A 21,244-nucleotide genomic window follows, 5' to 3' on the forward strand; every position below is an offset into this window, starting at 1 on the left:
GCGGGCCACGGGCGACGACCGGTTCGGCCCGTCCCGGCGCCGCCGGCCGACCGGCACGCGCAGAATGGGCCGGTGCGGCACGACGACGAGATCGACACACCCCGGGGACGGGCGCGGTTCCGCTTCCACCCGCCCGCAGACGGCGCGACAGTGCTGGTGCTGGGCCACGGGGCAGGCGGCGACGTGGACGCGCCGGACCTCACGGCGGTCCGGGACGCGGTGCGCGACGCCGGGGCCGGGGTGGCCCTGGTGACCCAGCCGTACCGGGTCGCCGGGCGGCGCGCGCCCGCTCCCGCCGGGCACCTCGACGAGGCGTGGACGGCGGTGCTGGCCGAGCTTCGCCGGCGCGCCCCGCAGGTGCGCGACTGGGTGGTCGGCGGCCGGTCCAGCGGCGCCCGGGTGGCCTGCCGCACCGCCGCCGCCGTCGGGGCGGCCGGAGTCGTCGCGCTGGCGTTCCCGCTGCACCCGCCGGGCCGGCCGGAACGCTCCCGGGCCGCGGAACTGCTCACCGGGCTGCCCACGCTCGTGGTCAACGGCGACCGGGACCCGTTCGGCGTGCCCGAACCCGGCCCGGGGATCGAGGTGGTGGTCCGGCCGGGACAGCGGCACGACCTGCGGGGCGACCCGGCCGGCACGGCCGCCGTGGTCCGGGACTGGCTGCGCGTACACGGATGGTTGTCCTGAGCGACGGCGCGCGCCGTGACCGTCGCCCGCGGCGGGTCGTTGCACCGGTTGGTGCCGGCCGCCCGGTTCGGGTGCGCCGGGGCCACCCTCCCAGGCCCTTCCTGGTCCCAGCGGCGGTCGCGGCCGCCGCCGGGGCCAGGATCGGGTGGGACCTGTGGAATGCCGCACCCCGTACCTCGCGTTACCTCCCTGTGGACGACGACAGTGCCAGCGCGAGGGGGGTGACCGGTGCCGATACAGACACGGAGCCGGGAACGGGACGAACGGGACGAGCGGCAGCTCAGGCGGCTGCTCGACGCGCCGGAGTGGCCCGCGGCGTCGGTCGTGAGCACCGGCACAGACTCCGGAAGTGAATCTGCCGGAAAGTGGGTACGCGTATCCTCAGCGGGAAAGCATCCGACGCGAGGGGATGTGCGGTTGACCACCGAGAAGACGGACGAGCGCAGGGCCCGCTTCGAGCGGGACGCTATGCCCTTCGTCGACCAGCTCTACGCCGCCGGTCTGCGGATGACCCGCAACCCGGCCGACGCGGAGGACCTGGTTCAGGAGACGTACCTGAAGGCGTACGCCGCCTTCCACCAGTTCGAGCAGGGCACGAACCTGAAGGCCTGGCTCTACCGGATCCTGACCAACACCTACATCAACACCTACCGTAAGCGGCAGCGGCAGCCCATTCAGGCGCCGACCGAGGAGATCACCGACTGGCAGCTCGCCGAGGCCGAGTCGCACACCTCCAGCGGCCTGCGCTCGGCCGAGACGGAGGCGCTCGACCGGCTCCCGGACAGCGACGTCAAGGAGGCCCTCCAGCAGTTGCCGGAGGAGTTCCGCCTGGCCGTCTACCTGACCGACGTCGAGGGCTTCTCCTACAAGGAGGTCGCCGACATCATGGGCACGCCGATCGGCACCGTGATGTCCCGTCTGCACCGTGGCCGACGTAATCTGCGGAAGCTGCTCGAGCAGTACGCGGCGGAGCGCGGTTTCAGCGCCGCCTCGTCGAAGAAGGGTTCGACCGCCGCCGCCAGCCGGGAGGTGTGACCGTGAGCTGTGGACAACCGCACGAGACGGACTGCCGCGAGGTGCTCGCCGAGGTCTACCTCTACCTGGACCTGGAGTGCGGCGAGGAGCGCCGGCTGCTGATCCGGCACCACCTGGACGAGTGCGGGCCGTGCCTGCGCGAGTACGGCATCGAGCAGGAGGTCAAGGCGCTCGTGGCCCGGTGCTGCGGCAACGACTCGGCGCCGGAGAAGCTGCGTGAGCGGCTGCGTCTGCGGCTGACCGAGCTGGTGGTCTTCGAGACCACCGAGTCCCGCGAACTGGCCGACTGAACAAGCGACGGAACGGCCCGGGTCCGAATGATCGGACCCGGGCCGTCACGCGTTTCCGGCAGGTGCCGCGCTGCTCCCGATGATCAGGAGTTGGGGCGCTTGCCGTGGTTGGCGCTGCTCTTCTTCCGGGCCTTCTTCTTGCGGGCCTTCTTCGCCATGCTCTGCCTCCTTGTGCTGGTCACGGTTCCGTCCGCGGCTGGCCGCGGCGGAGGTCGCGGTGTGGCTCCCCGGCTCGCCGGTGGCCGACCCGCACGATGCTAGTGCCGACGCAGCCCGCCGGAGCGCGGTGGGGCGCATCGCGTGCCCGGTGGTGCGCGGCCCGGCGTGACCGGCGTCATGATTGGATACCGTTCGCAGGACTGTCGGGGAGTCGTCGGGGAGAGGGAGGGCCGGAAGATGGCCGAGGAGATCCGCGCCGAGATGGTGGCGAACGTCTGGAAGGTCGTGGTGTCGGCCGGCGACACCGTGTCCGAGGGCGACACGCTCGTCATCCTGGAGTCGATGAAGATGGAGATCCCGGTGGTCGCCGAGTCCGACGGCGTGGTGCAGCGCCTCGCCGTCAACGAGGGAGACGTGGTGCAGGACGGCGACCTGATCGCGGAGATCGGTTGACCGCCCTGCTGGTGCGCCGCGCCGAGCCGGCGGACTTCCCGGCCGTGGCGCGGCTGACTGTGGCCGCGTACGAGGCGGACGGCCAGCTCAAGGACGAGAGCGGGTACGCGCCGGTGCTCGCCGACGTGGCCACCCGCGCCCAGACCGGCGAGGTGCTGGTGGCCGTCGACGACACCACCGGCCAGGTGCTCGGCGCGGTGACGTTCGTGCTGCCCGGCACCCCGTACGCCGAACTCGCCGGCCCGGGCGAGGCGGAGTTCCGGATGCTCGCGGTGGATCCGGCCGCGCAGGGCCGGGGCGCCGGCGCCGCGCTCGCGGCCGCGTGCGTGACGCGCGCGACGGAGCTGGGCTGCACGGCGGTGGTGATCTGCGTACGCGCCGGGATGGCGGCGAACGCGCACCGCCTCTACGAGCGGCTCGGGTTCGTCCGGCTGCCGGAGAAGGACTGGTCGCCGCTGCCCGGCATCGACCTGCTCGGTCTGCGACTGGACCTGACCGCGGCGGGCTGAACCGGCTCAGCCCTGGCCGGTCTCGCCGATCTTGGCGAGCAGCTCGTCGGCCACCTCGAGCGCGATCCGCTTCCGCTCGTCGTCGGTGATGCCGGGCGCGCGGACCGCGAACCAGCTGGTGTGCACCGCGAACAGCGTCAGCGTGGCGCGCAGCTGGGCGGCCGGCGAGTCGTCACCCCGGCACAGCTCGTGGGCCAGCCGCATCATCCGGTCCCGCATCTGCTGGCCGGCGACCAGGCTCTTGAGCACCGTCTGGTTCTGCTCGAAGAAGCGCATCACCTGGGGCAGGTCGCCGGCGAACATGCTGTCGGCGTACCGCCCGAGCAGGGCGCGGCGGGTCGCCAGGGTGGGTGGCTGGTCGGCGGCCCAGGCGATCAGCTCGTCCATCCGGCGCAGCCGGTCGTCGACGAAGCTGGTGACGATCTCGTCCTTGCTCTTGAAGTGGTAGTAGAGCGCCGCCTTCGTGACGCCGAGCCGCTCGGCGATCTCCCGCAGTGACGTCTTCTCGTAGCCCTGCTCGGTGAAGAGTTCCAAGGCGACGGCCTGGATGCGCTGCCGTGTGCCTCCTGTGGTCTCCCTCACCAGCCGACTTCCTTCCAATCCGCTTGACGTCCGACCGTCATCAGCTTACCGTCCGGCTAGTAAGTCAACTAGCCGGGCGGCAAGTAAGTTGATCACATGATCTGCGGGGGAGCCTACCGATGAGTCAACAAGCCCCGGTCGTCGCGAGACCGAACATCCGCGTCGTCCTGTTCGGCCTGATGATCGCGATGATGCTCGCGATGCTCGACAACATGATCGTCAGCACCGCGCTGCCGCGGATCGTCTTCGAGTTCGGGGGCGCCGACCACTTCACCTGGGTGGTCACCGCGTACGTGCTGGGCACGACTGTCTCCACGCCGATCTGGGGCAAACTCGGCGACCTCTACGGACGCAAGGCCGTCTTCCTCACCGCCGTCGTCGTGTTCCTGGTCGGCTCGGCGCTGTGCGGCATGTCCGGCTCCGGCGTCTTCGGCGGCGCCGACAGCGGCATGATCGAGCTGATCGCGTTCCGCGCCGTGCAGGGCCTCGGCGCCGGTGGCCTGATGGTCGGCGTCATGGCGATCATCGGTGACCTGGTGCCGCCCCGCGAGCGGGGCCGCTACCAGGGCATGATCGCCGGCATCATGGCCATCGCCATGGTCGCGGGGCCGCTGGTCGGCGGCTTCATCACCGACAACCTCTCCTGGCGCTGGGCGTTCTACGTCAACCTGCCGCTGGGCGGCGTGGCGCTGCTGGTCCTGGCCACCACCATGCACCTGCCGAAGTACCGTACCGAACACAAGATCGACTGGCTGGGCGCGGCGCTGCTGTCCGTGGGCATCACCGCGATCGTGCTGGTCACCACCTGGGGCGGCAACCAGTACGACTGGGCCTCGCCGCAGATCCTCGGCCTCGCCGTGCTGGCGGTGGCCGCGCTCGGCGTGTTCGCTCTCGTCGAGCGGCGCGCGCCCGAGCCGATCCTGCCGCTGAGCCTGTTCGCCAACCGCAACTTCGCGCTGATCTCGGTGATCGGGTTCCTGCTCGGCTTCGCCATGTTCGGCGCGATGAACTTCCTGCCGCTCTACCAGCAGACCGTCCAGGGCGCCTCGGCCACCAACAGCGGCCTGCTGCTGCTCCCGCTCATGTTCGGCATGCTCGTGGTCTCGCTCGTGGTCGGCCGGACGATCACCAAGACCGGCCGCTACCGGGCCTTCCCGATCGTCGGCGGCGTCGTGATGGCCGCCGGGATGGGCCTGCTCAGCCTGCTCGACGTGGACACCAGCAAGGCGCAGTCCTCGCTCTACATGGTCGTGCTCGGCGTCGGCATGGGCTTCCTGATGCAGACCTCGATGCTGATCGCGCAGAACAGCGTCGAGCAGAAGGACCTCGGCGCCGCCAGCGGCGCCGCCACGTTCTTCCGGTCCATCGGCGGCTCGTTCGGCGTCTCCCTCTTCGGCGCGATCTTCGCCAACCGTCTCGCCGACTCGGCGGCCGGCCCCGCGTTCGCGGGCTCGGGTGGCGGCGAGGGCGGCGCGATGAACCTGGAAGCCCTCAAGAACCTCACCGGCCCGATGCGCGAGGCGGTGCTCGGCGGCCTCGCCGACGCCATCTCGCACGTCTTCTTCTGGGCGGTCCTCTTCACCGTGGCCGTGCCGGTGCTCGCCTGGTTCATCAAGGAGGTGCCGCTGCGCGCGACGAACGACGTGCGGCCGGCCGGCCCCACGCCGGAGGACGAGGCCGAGGCCGCGCTCGGCAAGGCCCCCGTCGCCTGACTCACCCGCCGCGGCCCCGCGCCCCCACCCCGGGGGTACGCGGGGCCGCCGCGTCTCCACCCCAGCGAGGCACCCGGTGCCTTCCGCCCGCTGCCCGCCACATCGGGGGAGTGGTGGGGTCGGAGGGGAGTTGATCGCGCCACCTCGGCGAAGTGGCGGCGCTCGGCTGGGTGGTGGGGGCCGGGGAGCCGGCCGGAAATGGGGCCCCGGAACGGTCCCGGCGCTCAGCCTCTGCGGAACAGGGCGGTGAGGCGTCGCCAGAGGCGGCGCAGCGGGCCTCCGCCGGCGCCGGCGATGAGCGAGTCGGCGGTGGCGCGGGCGGCCGGGTCGAGGGCCGGGGTCGCCCGCGCCAGATAGGCGAGCGACACCGCCACCGGGGTACGCCGGGCGGCGCCGGATGACACCTCGGTGAGCCGCCCGGCCACCACGGCGGCCACGTCGGCGCGGGTGGCCGGGTCCACCCAGGCGGCGGTGACCAGGGCGAACAGCGCCGCCTCGGCGGCCGGCCCGGGATCGGTGGCCAGTTCGTGCAGCACCCGCCGCCGGGTCGACGACTCCCACGGCTCGTCGGTGCGGTGGTGCAGCAGGCCGAGGCAGGCCCAGACCTGCGCGCAGCGTCTCCACAGTGCCGGGTCCTGCCCGCCGAGCACGCGGCCCAGCGCGGTGGCGGGTGCCTCCGGCGGGTGCGCCAGCAGCGCGAGCAGGTCGGCGAGGTCCAGTGTGGCCAGCCCGACGGCGGCGTCGTACGCGGCCGGGGGGTGCGCCCACGCCGGGTGCGCCAGGTGCTGGAGGCGGCGTACCGCGGCTGCCGAGGGGGCGGGCCCGTCGGGGGACGGGAAATCGTCGTCTGCCGGTGTGACCTGACCCAGCCAGGGCCGCCCCCGGCAGCATTCGGCGAGGTCGCCGTGCTCGTGCGTGTCGTCCGGATGTTCCCGGACGAAATCGGCGAGCGCCACCAGGTGGTCCACGTCGCCGTCGCGCAGGTAGCGCAGCCGGTGCGCGGTGTGCACGGCGCAGTCGAAGGTGGGGTCCTTCGCCAGCGCCCGGTCGATCCAGCCCAGCGCCGCGTCGAGCCGGCCGTTGTCGGCGAGCGTGCCGGCGATGTCCGCGTAGACGGCGAGGTCGTCGGGGTCGAGCGCGACAGCCCGTTCCAGCGCCGCCAGCGCCTCGCCGGTGCGGCCGGCGCTGCGGTACGCGTACCCGAGCCACACCTCGCCGAGTTTGGTGGGCTGTGCGCGTACCCCCCGGGTGGCCCAGGTGACGGCGAGGGTGACCTCGCCGAGGCGCCGGGCCAGCGCGGACGCCGCGCCCAGCAGCAGCGGGTGGGCCGGATGCACGGTGATCGCGTTGCGGGCCAGCGTGAGGTACGGCGCCAGCGGCTCGCGCAGCCGGCGCGGCGCGGGGTCGGGCGCCGCCGCGCAGACCTGCATGAGGATCCGGGCGGTGCGTTCGGGGTCGAGGCGTTCCGGCAGGTCGGTGGCGGTCACCCAGGGTACGGCCGCCCACGGCGCGGCGGGCGCGTAGCCGGTGGCGGCGGCCAGCAGGTCGAGCCCTTCGGCGGGCCGGCCGGCGGCGGCGAGCAGGTGCGCGCGGGCCACCACGGCGCCGACGAACGCCTGCTGACCGAGCGGGAAGAGGTCCAGGTCGCCGCCGCTGGCCGCGTCCAGCCGGGCGAGCGCTTCGTGCGCCTCGGGCAGCGTGGGGGAGCGGACCAGCGCGGCGGCGATGTGGTCGGCGGCGTGCCGCAGGTCGCCCTCGCCCAGCGCCAGCCGAGCCAGCGCGAGTTCCTCCTCCGCCGAGAGCGCGGCGTCGTCCTCGGGCACGTCGTCCTTCCGCCGGTCGGGGTCGGTCAGCCGGGCAAGCCTAGGGGATCTTCCGTCAATTAGTGATCCACTGCGCACTCCTGCTCGTTGCGTTGATTGAGGTTGCTGAAACGTGCAAGACTGAGCATCGAACGCGCGAGAAACGCGCAGAAGGAGGTCTGGAGTGACGCGAGCAGGGGCCGGTATGGCCGCCGACATCGACGAGCAGCCGGCCGGTTACGAGCGTCTGCTCTCCGCCGAGCACGCCGCGGCGATCGCCGAGGTCGCGGCCGTCGTCGCGCAGCGGCGCCCCCGGCACGTGGTGTTCACCGCGCGGGGCACCTCCGACCACGCCGCGCTCTACGCGGCCTACCTGACCGAGATCCGCCTCGGGCTGCCCGCCGGGCTGGCCTCGCCCAGCGCGATCACCGTCTTCGGCGCCCGGCCCGACCTCTCCGACGCGCTCGTCGTCGGCGTCAGCCAGAGCGGCGGCTCGCCCGACCTCGCCGAGGTGCTGCGGGTCGCCCGCGCCTCCGGCGCGCTCACCCTGGCCGTCACCAACAACCCCGGCTCGCCGCTGGTCGAGACCGCCGAGCTGAGCGTGGACATCGCCGCCGGCCACGAGCGGGCGGTCGCCGCCACCAAGACCTACACCGCCGAGCTGCTCGCGCTGCTCATGCTGATCGAGGGGGTACGCGCCGGCGACGGCGTGCTGCCCGCCGAGGAGCGCGCCGCGCTGAGCCGGCTGCCCGAGCTGGCCGCGCAGACGCTCGCCGACGACACCCCGGCCCGGCTCGCGCCGCGCTACCGGTTCGCCGCCCAGCTCGTCACCACCGGCCGGGGGTACGCGTACCCGACCGCGCGCGAGGCGGCGCTGAAGCTGATGGAGACCTCGTACCTGCCGGCGCTCGCCTTCTCCGGCGCCGACCTGCTGCACGGCCCGCTCGCCATGACCGACCCGGACGTACCGGTGCTCGCCGTGGTCGGCTCCGGCCCCGGCGGTACGTCGATGCGCGAAGTGCTGCCCCGCCTCGGCGAGCGCCGCGCCGACGTGGTGGTGGTCGGCTCCGCCGAGGTCGGCGAGACCCGGATGGCGGTGCCCGAGGTCGACGAGCGGTACGCGCCGCTGCTCGACATCCTGCCGCTGCAACGGCTCGCGCTGGCCCTGGCGCTGGCCCGGGGCGAGGACCCGGACGCGCCGCGCGGCTTGAAGAAGGTCACGGCGACGATGTGAGGCCCGGCGTGGCACGCTGTGTGGCGTGTCCACCCTCCGTGACCTCGCCGAGGAGCACACCGCGCTCCGCCCGGCCGACATCGACCACCTGCACCGGATCGCCGGCGACTGGCAGCTGCTGTCCGACCTGTCCTTCGCCGACCTGCTGCTCTGGGTGCCGGTGGACGGCGACGGCACGTTCCTCTGCGTGGCCCAGGTCCGTCCCACCACCGCCCCGACCGCCTACCTGGACGACCAGGTCGGGCGGATCGTCGGCGGGGCCGAGGTGGCCCACCTGGAGGTGGCCTACCGGCAGGGACGGATCTGGCGCGAGGGCGACCCGGTCTGGTATGGCGACGTCCCGGCCCGCCACGAGGCGATCCCGGTCCGGCTGCGCACCGGCGACGGTGAAGCCGGCGAGGTGATCGCCGTGGTGGGCCGGGACACCAACCTGTCCACCGCGCGCACCCCGAGCCAGCTGGAACTGAACTACCTCACCACCGCCGACGACCTGGCCCAGATGATCGCCGACGGCACGTTCCCGCCGCCCCGGCACCCCGGCGAGACCACCTCGGCGCCCCGGGTCGGCGACGGCCTGGTGCGGCTCGACGCCAACGGCAAGGTCACCTACGCCAGCCCGAACGCGCAGTCCGCGTACCGCCGCCTCGGCTACGCCTCCCACCTCGTCGGCGAGGACCTGGCCAAGCTGCACCGCCGGCTTGCCGGCGACCCCCTCGAAGGCACCGACGCGGGCAACGCCGTGCTCGCCGCGCTGCGCGGCGAGGCACCGCCCCGGCGGGAGATCGACGCCCGCGGCGCCACCATGCTCACCCGGGCGCTGCCGCTGATGCCCGCCGGAGTGCCGATCGGCGCGCTGGTGCTGGTCCGTGACATCACCGAGGTACGCCGCCGCGACCGCGCCCTGATCACCAAGGACGCCACCATCCGGGAGATCCACCACCGGGTGAAGAACAACCTCCAGACCGTCGCCGCGCTGCTGCGCCTGCAGGCCCGGCGGGTCTCCATGCCCGAGGCCCGGGTCGCGCTGGAGGAATCGGTACGCCGGGTCGCCTCGATCGCGCTGGTGCACGAGACGCTCTCCATGTCCAGCGACGAGGCGGTCGAGTTCGACGGCATCGTGGACCGGGTGGCCAGCGCCGCCACCGAGGTCGCCGCCACCGAGGTGAGCGTCGGGATGCGCCGCCGCGGCACGTTCGGCGTCCTGCCCGCCGAGATCGCCACCTCGCTGGTGATGGTGCTCAACGAGCTGCTGCTCAACGCCGTCGAGCACGGTTTCCCGTCGGCCGAGGAGGAGGCGGCCGCTCCTCCTGTGGACGTGCCCCGGCCGGAGGCGGGGGTTTCCGCGCCCCGGCCCGAGGTTGTGGTCTCCGCGCACCGGGCGCGCAAGCAACTGCACGTCACGGTGACCGACAACGGCCGGGGGCTGCCCGAGCAGTTCGACGCCGAGCGCGGCGGCAACCTGGGCCTGCAGATCGTCCGGGCGCTGGTCACCGGCGAGCTGCGCGGCACCATCGAGCTGCGCAACGGCGCCGACGGCGGCACCGAGGCGGCCATCGTCGTACCGCTGGCCCGCGGCACCACCGACCGCCTCACCGGACGAGCAGGGCCACTGTGATCCCCGGACGCGGCCACACCTGCCGCACCGTGTAGCCCGCGCGCAGCGCGTCGCCCTTCGCACCCGGCACCGCCGCCAACGGGTCCGCGCGCCGGCCGGTGACCACCAGCCACACCCGGTCCACCCCGGCCAGGCACCGCGCCGGGTCGTCGCACTCCACGGCCCAGAGGCTCGCGTCCTGACGCTGGTCGCGGACCACCAGCACGTCGCGTGGCAGCCTCGACCCCAGGTGGTACGCCATGCCGAGATCCGGGAACAGCCAGCCGTCCCGGGGCGAGTAGACGATCGCGTCGCCCGGCCGCTGCCCGGCGCGGATGATCCCGGCCGCGCCCGCGTAGTCGACGGGTGCGCTGCGCGGCCACTCGTGGGTGCGGCGCAGCGCCGCCTGATCGGGCAACCCGAGCAGCCCGGCCAGGACCACCACCGCGATTCCCGCCGCGACCCGTCCGCGCGGCGACGTCGGCCCTTGCTCTGCTTCCGCGGGCGCGGCAGTGCGGCCGGCTGCGGCGGGTGTCGCCGTGCGCGCTGGTCCAGCGGGCGTTGCTTCAGCGGGCGCTGGTTCAGCGGGCGTTGCTTCAGCGGGCGTTGCTGTTGCCGGCGTTCGGGCCGGTGCGGGAGTGACCCGCGCGGCAGCCAGCGCGGCGCCGGCCAGTACGCAGGCGAACGGCACGGTGAAGACCAGGTAGCGGGTCACCCAGAGCGGCACCATCGTTCCGGCGGCGAACATCAGCAGCACCGGCAGCAGCACGGCGGCGGCCGGCAGCAGCGCCCGGCGACCCAGCCGGGCCACGCCGAGCGCCGCGAGCGCGAGCACGAAACCGCCGACGACGCCGCTCTGCGCCAGCGCACCCGGCAGCGCCGCCAGGTCGGGCAGGCGCGCCGGGTCGACCCAGTCGAGCTGTCGACCGCGCTGCCCCCGGGCGACGAGCGCCAGTGGGGTGACGAGCACGACGGCCGGCACCAGCGCCAGCAGCCACCCGGCCAGCGCCTCCCGAGCCTCGCCGGTCACGTTCTGCGGTTCCGCTTCCGGCGCGTCCCTGTCATGCTCCCTGCTCCCGGGATGCGGTGACACCCGTGGCGTTCCACCGGCGTTCGATCTCGTGGCTGGGTGGAACGCCGTGGGTGTCTGCGGGGCGTCGTGACACCCGTGGTGTTCCACTCGCGCTCGATCTCGTGGCTGGGTGGAACGCCACAGGTGTCTGCGGCGTGGCCGGCTCGCGTCGGGCATCTGGGCTCGGGACTGGCCGGGCGGATCGACGACCCCCGCAGGGCCATGTGCGGCGGTCAGCAGCACCACCACGGCGTGCGCGGCGAGCAGGGTGAGCGCGACCAGGTGGAGCAGGCCGAGCGCGGCGACCGCAGCGGCGTACCCGGCCCAGCGTCGCCAGGTCGGCCGGCGCAGCGCCTCGACCAGCAGCAGCGTGGCCAGCACGGCGAGCAGCGTGGCTAGGGCGTACGGGCGGGCCTCCTGCCCGTACCGCGAGGTGACCGGCAGGACCGCGAACAGCAGTCCGGCCAGCAGCCCGGCGCGACGGCCGACCAGCACCGCGCCGAGGCGGGCGGTGAGCGCGGCGGCCACGGCCATGGCGAGCGCGGAGGGCAGTCGCAGCGCCGTCGGCGACGTGCCGGCAATCGCCGTCCAGCCGTGCATGAGCAGGTAGTACGGCCCGGTGGCGGCGTCGATGGTGCGGGTCATCCGGGCCAGGTCGGATAGCGGGCGGGTGGCCGCGCTCCAGGTGGCCAGCTCGTCCCGCCACGGCTGGGCGTGCCCGATCCCGGCCAGCGTCACCACGAGCGTGAGCAGCCCCGGCGTCACCCACACCGCCCAGCCGGGAAGGGCGCGAACAGACGCGGGCCCGAACCTCCTCACCCCCGCAGCGTCACACGCCCGCTCCCGCTCACCCCCCAGCTCCCCCATTTCCCACCCACCCGGCCCACCCCGCCCCGCCCGGCCCCACCCCGGCCCCCGCCCCGTCGATCATGAGGTTGACGGCACTCACCGTCCCTTTTGCCCCCGCCAACTTCATGATCAACGGTGCGGTGACGGGGGTGGACGGGGACCGGCGGTGTCGACCAAGGAGATTGCGGCCTGATGTGGCGGGTTGGGGGACGTCAACTCCTTGATCAACGGGAGAGGGCGGGGAGGGAGGGCGGGGGACAGGGACGGGAGTCGATCCCGGTTGGGGCCCGTGATGTGGGATCACAGTGCGGAGCTGTGGTCCGGCCGGGCGTGGTGTGGCAGCATGAGGCACATGACCGCCGCTGTCGTCCGCCGCTTCGTGGCTCGCCGCCACGTCGATTACGGCCGCGTGCGCAGCGCGATCTGTCCGGCCCACTGACGACGCCCGACCCTTCCGTCTCGGGCGCGCACTCGCGCCGGCCGTCATCGACATCGCCGTCCACGGCCCACTCCCGGGCCGGCCGCCGCGTCCGCGCTCGCAGGCACCGCAGCAAGCAATGGAGGACGCCGCGATGGCGGTCAGCAGCACCCCGACCCGTCCCGACTCCCCGGCGCCCGCCGCCCGTGCGCCCCGCCGGCCACGCGGCGAGGGCCAGTGGGCGCTCGGGCACAAAGAGCCGCTCAACCCCAACGAGCGGATCAAGAAGGACGACGACCCGCTGAACGTGCGGGACCGGATCGAGAACATCTACGCCCATCGCGGTTTCGCCTCGATCGACCCGCAGGACCTGCGCGGCCGGTTCCGCTGGTGGGGCCTCTACACCCAGCGCAAGGCCGGCATCGACGGCGGGCGTACCGCAGTCCTGGAGCCGCACGAGCTGGAGGACGAGTTCTTCATGCTCCGCGTCCGGGTGGACGGCGGCCAGCTCAACCTGGCCCAGCTCCGCGTGATCGCGGACATCTCCCGCGAGTTCGCCCGGGACACCGCCGACATCACCGACCGGCAGAACATCCAGTACCACTGGATCCGGGTCGAGGACATGCCGGAGATCTGGCGCCGGCTGGAGGCGGTCGGCCTGCAGACCACCGAGGCGTGCGGCGACTGCCCCCGGATCGTGCTGGGCAGCCCGGTCGCCGGGGTGGCCCGGGACGAGGTGCTCGACCCGACTCCGGCGATCGACGAGATCGTCCGCCGGTACGTCGGCGACAAGGCGTACTCCAACCTGCCCCGCAAGTTCAAGACCTCGATCTCCTGGCTGGTCGACACCCCGTACGAGGCGAACGACATCGCGTTCCTCGGCGTGGAGCACCCGGAGCACGGTCCCGGCTTCGACGTGTGGGTGGGCGGCGGGCTCTCCACCAACCCGATGCTCGCCAAGCGGCTCGGCGTCTGGGTGCCGCTGAACGAGGTGCCGGACGTGTGGGCCGGTGTGGTCGGCATCTTCCGCGACTACGGCTACCGCCGGCTGCGTAACCGGGCCCGGCTGAAGTTCCTGGTCGCCGACTGGGGCGTGGAGCGGTTCCGGGAGGTGCTGGAGAAGGAGTACCTGGGCCGCACGCTGCTGGACGGTCCGGCCGCGGAACTGCCGGCGAAGCCGGTGGACCACATCGGTGTGCACGCCCAGCGTGACGGCGCGAACTACGTCGGCGCGGCCCCGGTGGTGGGCCGGGTCTCCGGCACCCAGCTGGCGCAGCTCGCCGACGTGGTCGAGGCGCACGGCAGCGGCCGGGTGCGGCTCACCCCGTACCAGAAGCTGCTGGTGCTGGACGTGGCGCCGGAGCGGACCGAGGAGCTGGTCACGGCGCTGCGCGGGATCGGCCTGGAGGCCCGGCCGTCGGCGTGGCGGCGCGGCACGATGGCCTGCACCGGCATCGAGTTCTGCAAGCTCGCCATCGTCGAGACCAAGCGGCGCGGCGAGGAACTGGTCGCGCGCCTGGAGGAGCGGCTGCGCGACTTCGACGCGGACATCTCCATCCACCTCAACGGCTGCCCGAACGCCTGCGCCCGCACCCAGGTCGCGGACATCGGGCTCAAGGGCCAGCTCGTGGTCGGCCCGGACGGCCGGCAGGTCGAGGGTTTCCAGGTGCACCTCGGCGGCGGCCTCGGCATGGCCCAGGGCCAGACCGCCGGTTTCGGCCGCAAGCTGCGCGGCCTGAAGACCACCGCCGAGGAGCTTCCGGAGTACGTGGAACGGCTCGCCCGCCGCTACCTGGCCGGCCGGACCGAGGGTGAGACGTTCGCCAACTGGGTGATCAGAGCCGACGAGGAGGAGCTCCGATGAGCGATGCCCGATCTGCGCCTCTCTACTGCCCGTACTGCGGGGAGGAGGACCTGCGACCGCACGAGGCCGGACACGGCGCCTGGGAGTGCCACGCCTGCGCGCGGGTCTTCGCGGTCAAGTTCACCGGTCTGCTGAGCCGGGCGGTGACCCGGTGAGCGGCCTCGTCTCCGCCGCCGGCCTCGGCCTGATCGGCGAGGCCGGGCCGGCCCGCCGGGACCCGGAGGAGTTGCGCGCGCTGGCCGAGGAGGCCGGCCGGGAGCTGGCGGACGCGCCGGCGATCGAGATCGCCCGGTGGGCGGCCGAGACGTTCGGCGAGCGGTTCTGCGTGACCAGCTCGATGGCCGACGGGGTGGTGGCGCACCTGGTCTCCCGGGTCGCGCCCGGCGTCGACGTGGTGTTCCTGGACACCGGGCTGCACTTCCCGGAGACGCTGCGGGTGCGTGACGAGGTGGCCCGCCGGATGCCGGTGCGGGTGCGCTCGATCCGGCCTCGGATGACCGTGGGCCAGCAGGACGGCCAGTACGGTCCGCGGCTGTTCAACAGGTCCCCGGACGACTGCTGCCAGCTGCGCAAGGTGGAGCCGCTGGAGCGGGCGCTGTCCGGGTACGACGCGTGGGCCGCCGGGCTGCGCCGGGACGAGTCGCCGACCCGGGCGAACACGCCGGTGGTGGGCTTCGACGCGCGGCGCGGCAAGGTCAAGGTGAACCCGATCGCGGCGTGGACGCAGCGGGAGGTGGACGCGTACGTGGCCCGGTACGACATCCCGGTCAACGAGCTGTTCGCCCGTGGCTACGGCTCGATCGGCTGCTGGCCGTGCACCCGGCGGACGAAGGCGGGGGAGGACCCGCGGTCCGGTCGCTGGGCGATGTTCGAGAAGACCGAGTGCGGCCTGCACACCTGAGGGCCGGGCCACCCGTGGTGCTGGTGGCGCACGGGAGCCGTGACCCTCGGGCGGCGGAGGCGACCCGGGCGCTGGCCCGGGCCGTGGCGGACACCTGGCCCGGTCGTGCGGTGCTGCCGAGCTGGCTGGACCACACCGATCCCGGCCCGGCCGAGGTGCTGCGCGGGCTTGCCGCCGCCGGCCACTCCCGGGCGGTTCTGGTGCCGCTGCTGCTGACCGCCGCGTACCACCGGAAGGTCGACATTCCGGCGGCGGTCGCGGCGGCCGGCGCCGAGATCGAGGTACGGGTGACCGACGTGCTGGGCCCGGCCGGCTCCGGCGTGGACGGCGGGTTGCTGGACGGGCTGCGCCGCCGCCTGGCGGAGGCGACCGGCGACGAGCCGGGCGGGCTGGACGCGGTGGTGCTGGCGGCGGCCGGTACCCGGGATCCGGCCGCTCGTGCCTCGGTGGGCCGGGTCGCGGCGGCGTTCGGCGCCGGGCTGGGCGTGCCGTGCCGCGTGTCGTACGCCTCGGCGGCGCCGCCGGAGGTCGGCGGCGCGGTGGCGCGACTGCGCGCGGCGGGGGCCCGCCGGGTCGCGGTGGCGGCCTACTTCCTGGCGCCGGGCCGGTTCCACGACGGGGTACGCGCGGCGGCCCGGTCGGCGGGCGCGGTGGCGGTGGCGGAGCCGCTGAACGACCTGCCGGAGTTGGCGGATCTGGTCCGGCGGCGCGTGGACACGGTTGCGGCCTGACGGGTGAGGACAACGCAACGCCCCGGCCGGAATCCCGGCCGGGGCGTTGTCGTGTGGTACGGGTCAGGCGGAGTGGGCGCGCAGCACCCGGAGACCGCCGCGGCGCTTCACCGCGCGGCGCTCCTCCTCGCTCATCCCGCCCCAGACGCCGGCGTCCTGACCGGACTCCAGCGCCCACTGCAGGCACTGGTCGGTCACGGGGCAGCGCCGGCAGACGGCCTTCGCCTGCTCCACCTGAAGGAGGGCCGGGCCGGACGTCCCGATGGGGAAGAACAGCTCCGGGTCCTCGTCGCGGCAGACCGAATCGTGGCGCCAGTCCATGGCGGCAACACTCCTCATTCTTAGTGGGTGGCCAGTAAACGCTTCGTTGCTATTCCTATATGCGTCCGCATTGCCGAAGGGTGACGGTCAGCATCCATCAATTCGGCGCAGCGTGAGCAGGCTGTGGGGTGCCTGGACCTGCTGGAACAGCTCAACCGAACGAGCATATCCAGGCAATGTCCCGGCAACACGAGTTCGCTTGTGAATACTTTCACGAACTACAGCGATGTCAAGGGTGCCGCTCGGAAAAACTCCGAACAGTGAGCGGGCTCACCACCCATTTGTCCGGGTTTACCAGGGTCCTGGTTACCCGGCGTGCCACAGTCGATAATCAATGTAGTACAGTCTGCGTGACGTTGCTGACATTTCCGGCACCCTTCCTCGGCGTGGCGGCCACCGCGCCCGCGCGGCGGGGGGATCCGCGTCAACCGACTGGAGTACCCGAGACCTAGCAGATTACTCTCAGTGCCGCCGGCACGGAGGTGAATCGGACTTTCTCCCGTTCGCCGAGGTAGTCCCCGTCCATCTGGAACGGCAGTGGGCGCTCCGAGCGCAGGGTGAACTCCGCCAGGTCGTGCAGGCGCAGCACCTGCTTGCCGTGCGGGTCCGGCTTCCGGGAGAAGAACTGCGCCGCCGTACGGGCCGTGCTGGCCACCCGCAGCCGCCGCAGCGCGAGCACGTCGAGCCCGAGATCGAACGAGGCTTCCGGGTTCGGGTTGATCTCCCGGTCGCCCAGGTACGTCCACGGCGCGGTGTTCTGGATGATCGCCGTGGCCAGCTCCGTGTCCGGCGCCTCACCCGGACGCTCCAGCGTGATCGACGGGTGGCGGCGGTCCGAGCCGACGAAGTACTGGCTCGCGGTGGACCGGAAGTAGAGCGCCGGCGTGGAGACGCGCCCCTTCTTGCGGGACTGTTCCACCCGGCGGATGACCGCCGCGTCCAGCCCGAAGCCGGCGCAGAACGTGAAGTAGCGGTCGTCGGCACGGCCCAGCCCGATCGTGCGGGACCGGCCCAGCCGCAGTCCCTCCAGGATCATGCTGGTGCCGTCCGGCCATTCCCGGGGCAGCCCGAGCGCGCGGGCGAAGACGTTCGTCGAGCCGCCGGGCACGGTGGCCAGCGCGGGCAGCCGCTCGGCCGAGGTCTGCCCGGTCCGGAACGTCGGCGGCTCCGCCGCCATCAGGCCGTTTACCACCTCGTTGACGGTGCCGTCGCCACCGAGCGTGACCACCAGGTCGACGCCCTCCTGGGCGGCCTCCCGGGCCAGGTCCATGGCATGGCCCCGCCGGCGCGTGTAGCGCACCGACAGGTCGACTTCACTGCGCAACGCCCGGACCAGCACGTCCCGGCTGCGCTCGCTGGTGGTGGTGGCCTTCGGATTGACCACCAGGACGGCCCGCATGGGCGGCACTGTACCGCGACTACCCACCGGTATCGTGGCGCCCGTGACGATCGACTCCGACCCGGTCCCCGGCACGCTGCGCGCCGCGGTGCTCCTGCTACGCGCGGAGGCGGTGGCGCTCGGGCTGATCGCGGTGTGGCTCATCTGGTCCGACCTCACCGCTGAGACGACAGACCTGGTCTCGGCGCTGTGGGTGACCGCGTTCGCGATCGGCGGCGCGGTGGCGCTCTGGGCGCTCGGCGGCGCGTTGTCCCGCCGTCGCGCCGGCGCACGCGCGCCCGCGATCGTGCTTCAGCTCATGCTGCTGCCGGTCGGCTGGTTCATGATCGAGGGCGGCATGGGCTGGCTCGGGCTGCCGCTCATGGCGTTCGGCATCGGCATGGTCGGGTTGCTGGTGAGCGGCCCGACCAACCGCGCGCTCGGCTTCGGCGACCCGGCCCGCTGAACGCCGGACGGCCGCCGGAGCGGTGGCCGCGACCCGGTCAGTAGCCGCCCGCGCGGCGGGTCAGCAGCGAGATGGTGGCCCGGCCGTCGGTCGCGTGGGCGTTGGCCCCGGTGGTCAGCGCGGTGAGCACCTTCCAGGCGAACGACGACTCCGACGGCAGCGTCGCGCCCCGGACCGTCGGCACCGTGACCTCGACGGTGAGCGCGTCCTCGGTGACCGCGAACCGGCACTCCAGCTCGGCGTCGCGGGTGGCGATGGCGAGCAGCATGGCGCACGCCTCGTCGACGGCGATGCGCAGGTCCTCGATCTCGTCGAGGGCGAACTGCAGCCGGGCCGCGAGGCCGGCCGTGGCGGTGCGGAGCACGCCGAGGTAACCACCGTCGGCGGGCACGGTGAGGTGGACGACGTCGTCGTCAGTCGTCGGGTGCCCGGTCAGTTGAGTCACGGCTCCTCCCCCCGGTGCGGGACTCTACCCGGTCAGGGGGCCGACCGCGTGGGCGCGGCCGTCGCGTGCGTGGCGAGCTCGCGCAACGCGGGCCCGGCCAGGCGGTACGGGGTCCACTCGTCCATCGGCGTGGCGCCGATCGCGGCGTAGAAGCGGGCTGCCGGGTTCCAGTTGATCATCCACCACTCCAGCCGCTGGTAGCCGCGCTCGACGCAGATCGCGGCGAGGGTGGCCAGCAGCATCCGGCCCGCGCCGGTGCCCCGGGCGGACGGGCGGACGTACAGGTCCTCCAGGTAGATGCCGTGCACGCCGGCCCAGGTGGAGAAGTTGAGGAACCAGAGCGCGAAACCGATCGGCTGGTCCGCCGCGTCGACGGCCACGTGACCGAAGAGCGCCGGCGCCGACCCGAACAGGGCCGCCTCCAGCTGCTCGGCGGTGAGGTGGCACTGCTCCGGGGCGCGCTCGTACTCGGCGAGTTCGTGCACCATGGCGACGACGGCCGGTACGTCCCCAGGACGTACCGGCCGGATCGTCGGAGTGCCGTCGGGCGACGTCACGCCTGCTTGGTCTCCCAGAAGATCTTCGAGATCTCGTCGATCTTCGCCAGCAGCTCGTCCGCCTTGGCCGGGTCGGTCGCGCCCTTGGCGCCGGCCGCGCCGGCCAGCTTGGTGGCCTCGTTGAACAGCTGGTGCAGGTGCGGGTACTTCTCGAAGTGCGGCGGCTTGAAGTAGTCGGTCCAGAGCACCCACAGGTGGTGCTTGACCAGCTCCGCCCGCTGCTCCTTGATCAGGATGGCGCGGGTGCGGAACTCCGGGTCGGTGTTGGCCTGGTACTTCTCACAGATCATTTTGACCGACTCGGCCTCGATCCGGGCCTGGGCCGGGTCGTATACGCCGCAGGGCAGGTCGCAGTGAGCGCTGGCCGTCACCCGGGGCGTGAGGATGCGGGGAAGGCGCATCAGGGTCCTCCATGGGTTGTTTGCGATGATCCAAGACGACATTACTCCTGGAGACGCCCTCGGGGGCTGGGAGGTGACATGGCGCCCACCGGCGAACCTCCGGCGCTGCGCGGCCCGCTGACGCCGGTGCTGGTGACCGGCCCCTCCATGTCCCCCACGCTGCGGCACGGCGACGCGGTGCTGGTCCGCACCGGCGGCCGGGCGGTGCGCCCCGGTGACGTGGTCGTCGCGGTCTTCCGCAGCCGTCCCGACCTGCTCGTCGTCAAGCGGGCGGTGGAACCGCGCGACGGCGGCTGGTGGTTGCGCGGCGACAACGAGTTCGTCGCCGACGACTCCCGCGCGTACGGGGTGGCCGACGTCCGCGGCCGGGTGGTGGCCCGCTGGTGGCCGCGTCCGGGACTGGTCAGGGGCCGGTAACGACCGGAGCGGATATGACCCCGCTCACATACTGGCTGCCGAAGCGTGACTATGCTCGGAAAGTGCCCGGGTGACCCCCGCACCGCCGCGCCGCCGGTCGCTGACCACCGCTGACCACGCCGGCCGGTCCGTCTGCTCGACAGATCCTGGAGTCACCATGTCTTCGTCCACCCCGGACCCCGCCGATCCCGTCTTCCGCCTGCACGTCGGCGGCAAGATGGCAGTCGCCTCCACCGTCCCGCTGACCAGCCGCGAGGACCTCTCCCTCGCGTACACCCCGGGGGTTGCCCGGGTGTGCGAGGCGATCGCCGCCGACCCCGCGCTCGCCGACACCTACACCTGGGTGTCGCACACCGTCGCGGTCGTCACCGACGGCTCCGCCGTACTCGGTCTAGGCAACATCGGCCCGCGCGCCGCGCTGCCCGTGATGGAGGGCAAGGCGGTGCTGTTCAAGCAGTTCGCCGGCGTCGACGCGGTGCCGGTCTGCCTGGACACGCAGGACGTGGACGAGATCGTCGCGACGGTCAAGGCGCTCGCGCCCTCGTTCGGCGGGATCAACCTGGAGGACATCAGCGCGCCGCGCTGCTTCGAGGTGGAGCGGCGGCTCGACGAGGCGCTGGACATCCCGGTCTTCCACGACGACCAGCACGGCACCGCGATCGTGGTGCTCGCCGCGCTGCGCAACGCCGCCACGCTGCTCAACCGCAAGCTCGGCGACCTGCGGGTGGCCGTCAGCGGCGCGGGCGCGGCCGGCGTCGCGGTGACCAAGATGCTGATCGCCGGCGGCGTCGACCCGTCCGGGGTGGTGGTGTGCGACTCGCGCGGCATCATCGGCCGGCACCGCGAGCTGACCGGCACCAAGGCCGAGCTGGCCGAACTCACAAACGCCGAGGGGCGCCAGGGCGACATCACCGAGGCGCTGCGCGGCGCGGACGTGCTCATCGGCGTCTCCGGCGGCCAGATCCCCGAGGCGGCGGTGGCCGGCATGGCGCCCGGCGGCATCGTGTTCGCGCTGGCCAACCCCACCCCGGAGGTGCACCCCGAGGTGGCCGCCCGGCACGTGGCGGTGGTCGCCACCGGGCGCAGCGACTACCCGAACCAGATCAACAACGTGCTCGCGTTCCCCGGCGTGTTCCGGGGCGCGCTGGACGCCGGCGCCACCCGGATCACCGACTCGATGAAGGTGGCCGCCGCCGACGCCATCGCGAACGTGGTGGCCGAGTCGCTCACCGCCGACGCGATCGTGCCCTCGCCGCTGGACCCCCGGGTCGCGCCGGCGGTGGCCGAGGCGGTCGCCGAAGCCGCCCGCCGCGACGGCGTCGCCCGCCGCTGAGATGTAAGGAAGGGGCCCTTCTTAACGCCTCCGGTAG

The 21,244-nt window shown here is 73.2% G+C and carries 23 protein-coding genes; 15 read left to right on the forward strand and 8 right to left on the reverse strand.

All coding sequences use genetic code 11. From position 1 onward, the window contains the following. Positions 1-90 precede the first annotated feature (90 nt). The 5 genes from O7542_RS00190 to O7542_RS00210 all read left to right on the forward strand — a co-directional run bounded on the left by O7542_RS00190 (position 91) and on the right by O7542_RS00210 (position 3,130). Positions 91-684 carry an alpha/beta family hydrolase gene (locus tag O7542_RS00190; protein WP_233607797.1) on the forward strand — a complete coding sequence of 198 codons (594 nt, stop codon included), beginning with the start codon at positions 91-93 and terminating at the stop codon, positions 682-684. A gap of 228 nt (positions 685-912) precedes the next feature. Continuing rightward, entirely contained in the window at positions 913-1,719 is an 807-nt protein-coding gene (locus O7542_RS00195) for a sigma-70 family RNA polymerase sigma factor (protein ID WP_043328498.1), read from the forward strand. Between the two features lie 2 nt (positions 1,720-1,721). Beyond that, positions 1,722-2,009: a mycothiol system anti-sigma-R factor gene (gene rsrA / locus O7542_RS00200; RefSeq protein WP_043330951.1), complete on the forward strand. Its 288-nt coding sequence runs from the start codon at positions 1,722-1,724 to the stop codon at positions 2,007-2,009. 396 nt (positions 2,010-2,405) lie between these two features. After that, the gene (locus O7542_RS00205) at positions 2,406-2,621 is read left to right on the forward strand and encodes a biotin/lipoyl-binding carrier protein (protein WP_043328500.1); all 216 of its coding nucleotides are present in this window, start codon (positions 2,406-2,408) and stop codon (positions 2,619-2,621) included. Then, entirely contained in the window at positions 2,618-3,130 is a 513-nt protein-coding gene (locus O7542_RS00210; protein ID WP_064447885.1) for a GNAT family N-acetyltransferase, read from the forward strand. Before O7542_RS00205 ends, O7542_RS00210 begins: the two co-directional genes overlap by 4 nt. Positions 3,131-3,136: 6 nt before the next feature. On the opposite strand, the gene O7542_RS00215 is transcribed toward O7542_RS00210, so the two are convergent. Continuing rightward, positions 3,137-3,712 carry a TetR/AcrR family transcriptional regulator gene (locus O7542_RS00215; RefSeq protein WP_064447884.1) on the reverse strand — a complete coding sequence of 192 codons (576 nt, stop codon included), beginning with the start codon at positions 3,710-3,712 and terminating at the stop codon, positions 3,137-3,139. Between the two features lie 119 nt (positions 3,713-3,831). On the opposite strand from O7542_RS00215, the gene O7542_RS00220 reads away from it, so the two are divergent. Next, the gene (locus O7542_RS00220) at positions 3,832-5,424 is read left to right on the forward strand and encodes an MDR family MFS transporter (protein WP_281605542.1); all 1,593 of its coding nucleotides are present in this window, start codon (positions 3,832-3,834) and stop codon (positions 5,422-5,424) included. Between the two features lie 224 nt (positions 5,425-5,648). Here O7542_RS00220 and O7542_RS00225 read toward each other — a convergent pair whose 3' ends face one another. Then, a complete protein-coding gene (locus O7542_RS00225; RefSeq protein ID WP_281605543.1) occupies positions 5,649-7,247 on the reverse strand; it encodes a tetratricopeptide repeat protein in 1,599 nt (532 codons plus the stop codon). A gap of 184 nt (positions 7,248-7,431) precedes the next feature. Between O7542_RS00225 and O7542_RS00230 the strand changes: the two genes are divergently transcribed. Beyond that, positions 7,432-8,460 (forward strand): SIS domain-containing protein, encoded by a 1,029-nt coding sequence (locus O7542_RS00230; protein ID WP_069087353.1) that lies wholly within the window; start codon positions 7,432-7,434, stop codon positions 8,458-8,460. A 25-nt stretch (positions 8,461-8,485) separates the two neighbouring features. Beyond that, on the forward strand, positions 8,486-10,075 hold the full coding sequence (locus tag O7542_RS00235; protein WP_064447882.1) for a PAS domain-containing sensor histidine kinase: 1,590 nt from the start codon (positions 8,486-8,488) through the stop codon (positions 10,073-10,075). Here the strand turns inward: O7542_RS00235 and O7542_RS00240 are convergent. Next, on the reverse strand, positions 10,050-11,945 hold the full coding sequence (locus tag O7542_RS00240; RefSeq protein ID WP_281605544.1) for a glycosyltransferase family 39 protein: 1,896 nt from the start codon (positions 11,943-11,945) through the stop codon (positions 10,050-10,052). The two genes, O7542_RS00235 and O7542_RS00240, sit on opposite strands and share 26 nt — an antisense overlap. A gap of 602 nt (positions 11,946-12,547) precedes the next feature. Here O7542_RS00240 and O7542_RS00245 point away from each other — a divergent pair. From O7542_RS00245 to O7542_RS00260, 4 genes are read left to right on the forward strand one after another with little or no spacing between them, the layout of a single operon-like run. Next, positions 12,548-14,257, forward strand: coding sequence for a nitrite/sulfite reductase (locus tag O7542_RS00245; protein ID WP_043330952.1), 1,710 nt, complete (start codon positions 12,548-12,550; stop codon positions 14,255-14,257). Beyond that, positions 14,254-14,412, forward strand: a complete 159-nt coding sequence (locus O7542_RS00250; protein ID WP_013288361.1) for a hypothetical protein — start codon at positions 14,254-14,256, stop codon at positions 14,410-14,412. Before O7542_RS00245 ends, O7542_RS00250 begins: the two co-directional genes overlap by 4 nt. Beyond that, positions 14,409-15,158, forward strand: a complete 750-nt coding sequence (locus O7542_RS00255) for a phosphoadenylyl-sulfate reductase (protein ID WP_043328516.1) — start codon at positions 14,409-14,411, stop codon at positions 15,156-15,158. Before O7542_RS00250 ends, O7542_RS00255 begins: the two co-directional genes overlap by 4 nt. Beyond that, positions 15,140-15,889, forward strand: coding sequence for a CbiX/SirB N-terminal domain-containing protein (locus tag O7542_RS00260; RefSeq protein ID WP_199496149.1), 750 nt, complete (start codon positions 15,140-15,142; stop codon positions 15,887-15,889). Before O7542_RS00255 ends, O7542_RS00260 begins: the two co-directional genes overlap by 19 nt. Positions 15,890-15,952: 63 nt before the next feature. Here the strand turns inward: O7542_RS00260 and O7542_RS00265 are convergent, their stop codons facing one another. Continuing rightward, positions 15,953-16,210: a WhiB family transcriptional regulator gene (locus O7542_RS00265; RefSeq protein WP_013288358.1), complete on the reverse strand. Its 258-nt coding sequence runs from the start codon at positions 16,208-16,210 to the stop codon at positions 15,953-15,955. Between the two features lie 448 nt (positions 16,211-16,658). Further along, the gene (locus tag O7542_RS00270; RefSeq protein WP_030503232.1) at positions 16,659-17,609 is read right to left on the reverse strand and encodes a diacylglycerol kinase family protein; all 951 of its coding nucleotides are present in this window, start codon (positions 17,607-17,609) and stop codon (positions 16,659-16,661) included. A gap of 43 nt (positions 17,610-17,652) precedes the next feature. Here O7542_RS00270 and O7542_RS00275 point away from each other — a divergent pair, with 43 nt between their 5' ends. After that, complete coding sequence (locus O7542_RS00275) at positions 17,653-18,054, forward strand: hypothetical protein (protein WP_064447880.1); 402 nt, start codon at positions 17,653-17,655, stop codon at positions 18,052-18,054. Between the two features lie 37 nt (positions 18,055-18,091). Here the strand turns inward: O7542_RS00275 and O7542_RS00280 are convergent, their stop codons facing one another. From O7542_RS00280 to sodN, 3 genes are read right to left on the reverse strand one after another with little or no spacing between them, the layout of a single operon-like run. Further along, positions 18,092-18,499: an ATP-binding protein gene (locus O7542_RS00280; protein ID WP_030503230.1), complete on the reverse strand. Its 408-nt coding sequence runs from the start codon at positions 18,497-18,499 to the stop codon at positions 18,092-18,094. A gap of 32 nt (positions 18,500-18,531) precedes the next feature. Further along, positions 18,532-19,056, reverse strand: coding sequence for a GNAT family N-acetyltransferase (locus tag O7542_RS00285; protein WP_281605545.1), 525 nt, complete (start codon positions 19,054-19,056; stop codon positions 18,532-18,534). Then, positions 19,053-19,457 carry a superoxide dismutase, Ni gene (gene sodN, locus O7542_RS00290; RefSeq protein ID WP_043328527.1) on the reverse strand — a complete coding sequence of 135 codons (405 nt, stop codon included), beginning with the start codon at positions 19,455-19,457 and terminating at the stop codon, positions 19,053-19,055. Before sodN ends, O7542_RS00285 begins: the two co-directional genes overlap by 4 nt. A gap of 78 nt (positions 19,458-19,535) precedes the next feature. On the opposite strand from sodN, the gene O7542_RS00295 reads away from it, so the two are divergent. After that, the gene (locus O7542_RS00295; RefSeq protein ID WP_043328529.1) at positions 19,536-19,874 is read left to right on the forward strand and encodes a S24 family peptidase; all 339 of its coding nucleotides are present in this window, start codon (positions 19,536-19,538) and stop codon (positions 19,872-19,874) included. A 157-nt stretch (positions 19,875-20,031) separates the two neighbouring features. After that, positions 20,032-21,207 carry an NADP-dependent malic enzyme gene (locus O7542_RS00300; protein WP_281605546.1) on the forward strand — a complete coding sequence of 392 codons (1,176 nt, stop codon included), beginning with the start codon at positions 20,032-20,034 and terminating at the stop codon, positions 21,205-21,207. The last annotated feature ends 37 nt before the right edge of the window (positions 21,208-21,244 follow it).

Source organism: Micromonospora sp. WMMC264 (assembly GCF_027497275.1).
Lineage (GTDB): Bacteria > Actinomycetota > Actinomycetes > Mycobacteriales > Micromonosporaceae > Micromonospora > Micromonospora chalcea.

Bases quoted from the DNA above. Each gene is read 5' to 3' on its own strand.
- O7542_RS00205 (WP_043328500.1), top strand. From the start codon at position 2,406: ATGGCCGAGGAGATCCGCGCCGAGATGGTGGCGAACGTCTGGAAGGTC.
- O7542_RS00220 (WP_281605542.1), top strand. From the start codon at position 3,832: ATGAGTCAACAAGCCCCGGTCGTCGCGAGACCGAACATCCGCGTCGTC.
- O7542_RS00230 (WP_069087353.1), top strand. From the start codon at position 7,432: ATGGCCGCCGACATCGACGAGCAGCCGGCCGGTTACGAGCGTCTGCTC.
- O7542_RS00245 (WP_043330952.1), top strand. From the start codon at position 12,548: ATGGCGGTCAGCAGCACCCCGACCCGTCCCGACTCCCCGGCGCCCGCC.
- O7542_RS00250 (WP_013288361.1), top strand. From the start codon at position 14,254: ATGAGCGATGCCCGATCTGCGCCTCTCTACTGCCCGTACTGCGGGGAG.
- O7542_RS00265 (WP_013288358.1), bottom strand. From the start codon at position 16,210: ATGGACTGGCGCCACGATTCGGTCTGCCGCGACGAGGACCCGGAGCTG.
- O7542_RS00270 (WP_030503232.1), bottom strand. From the start codon at position 17,609: ATGCGGGCCGTCCTGGTGGTCAATCCGAAGGCCACCACCACCAGCGAG.
- sodN (WP_043328527.1), bottom strand. From the start codon at position 19,457: ATGCGCCTTCCCCGCATCCTCACGCCCCGGGTGACGGCCAGCGCTCAC.
- O7542_RS00295 (WP_043328529.1), top strand. From the start codon at position 19,536: ATGGCGCCCACCGGCGAACCTCCGGCGCTGCGCGGCCCGCTGACGCCG.
- O7542_RS00300 (WP_281605546.1), top strand. From the start codon at position 20,032: ATGTCTTCGTCCACCCCGGACCCCGCCGATCCCGTCTTCCGCCTGCAC.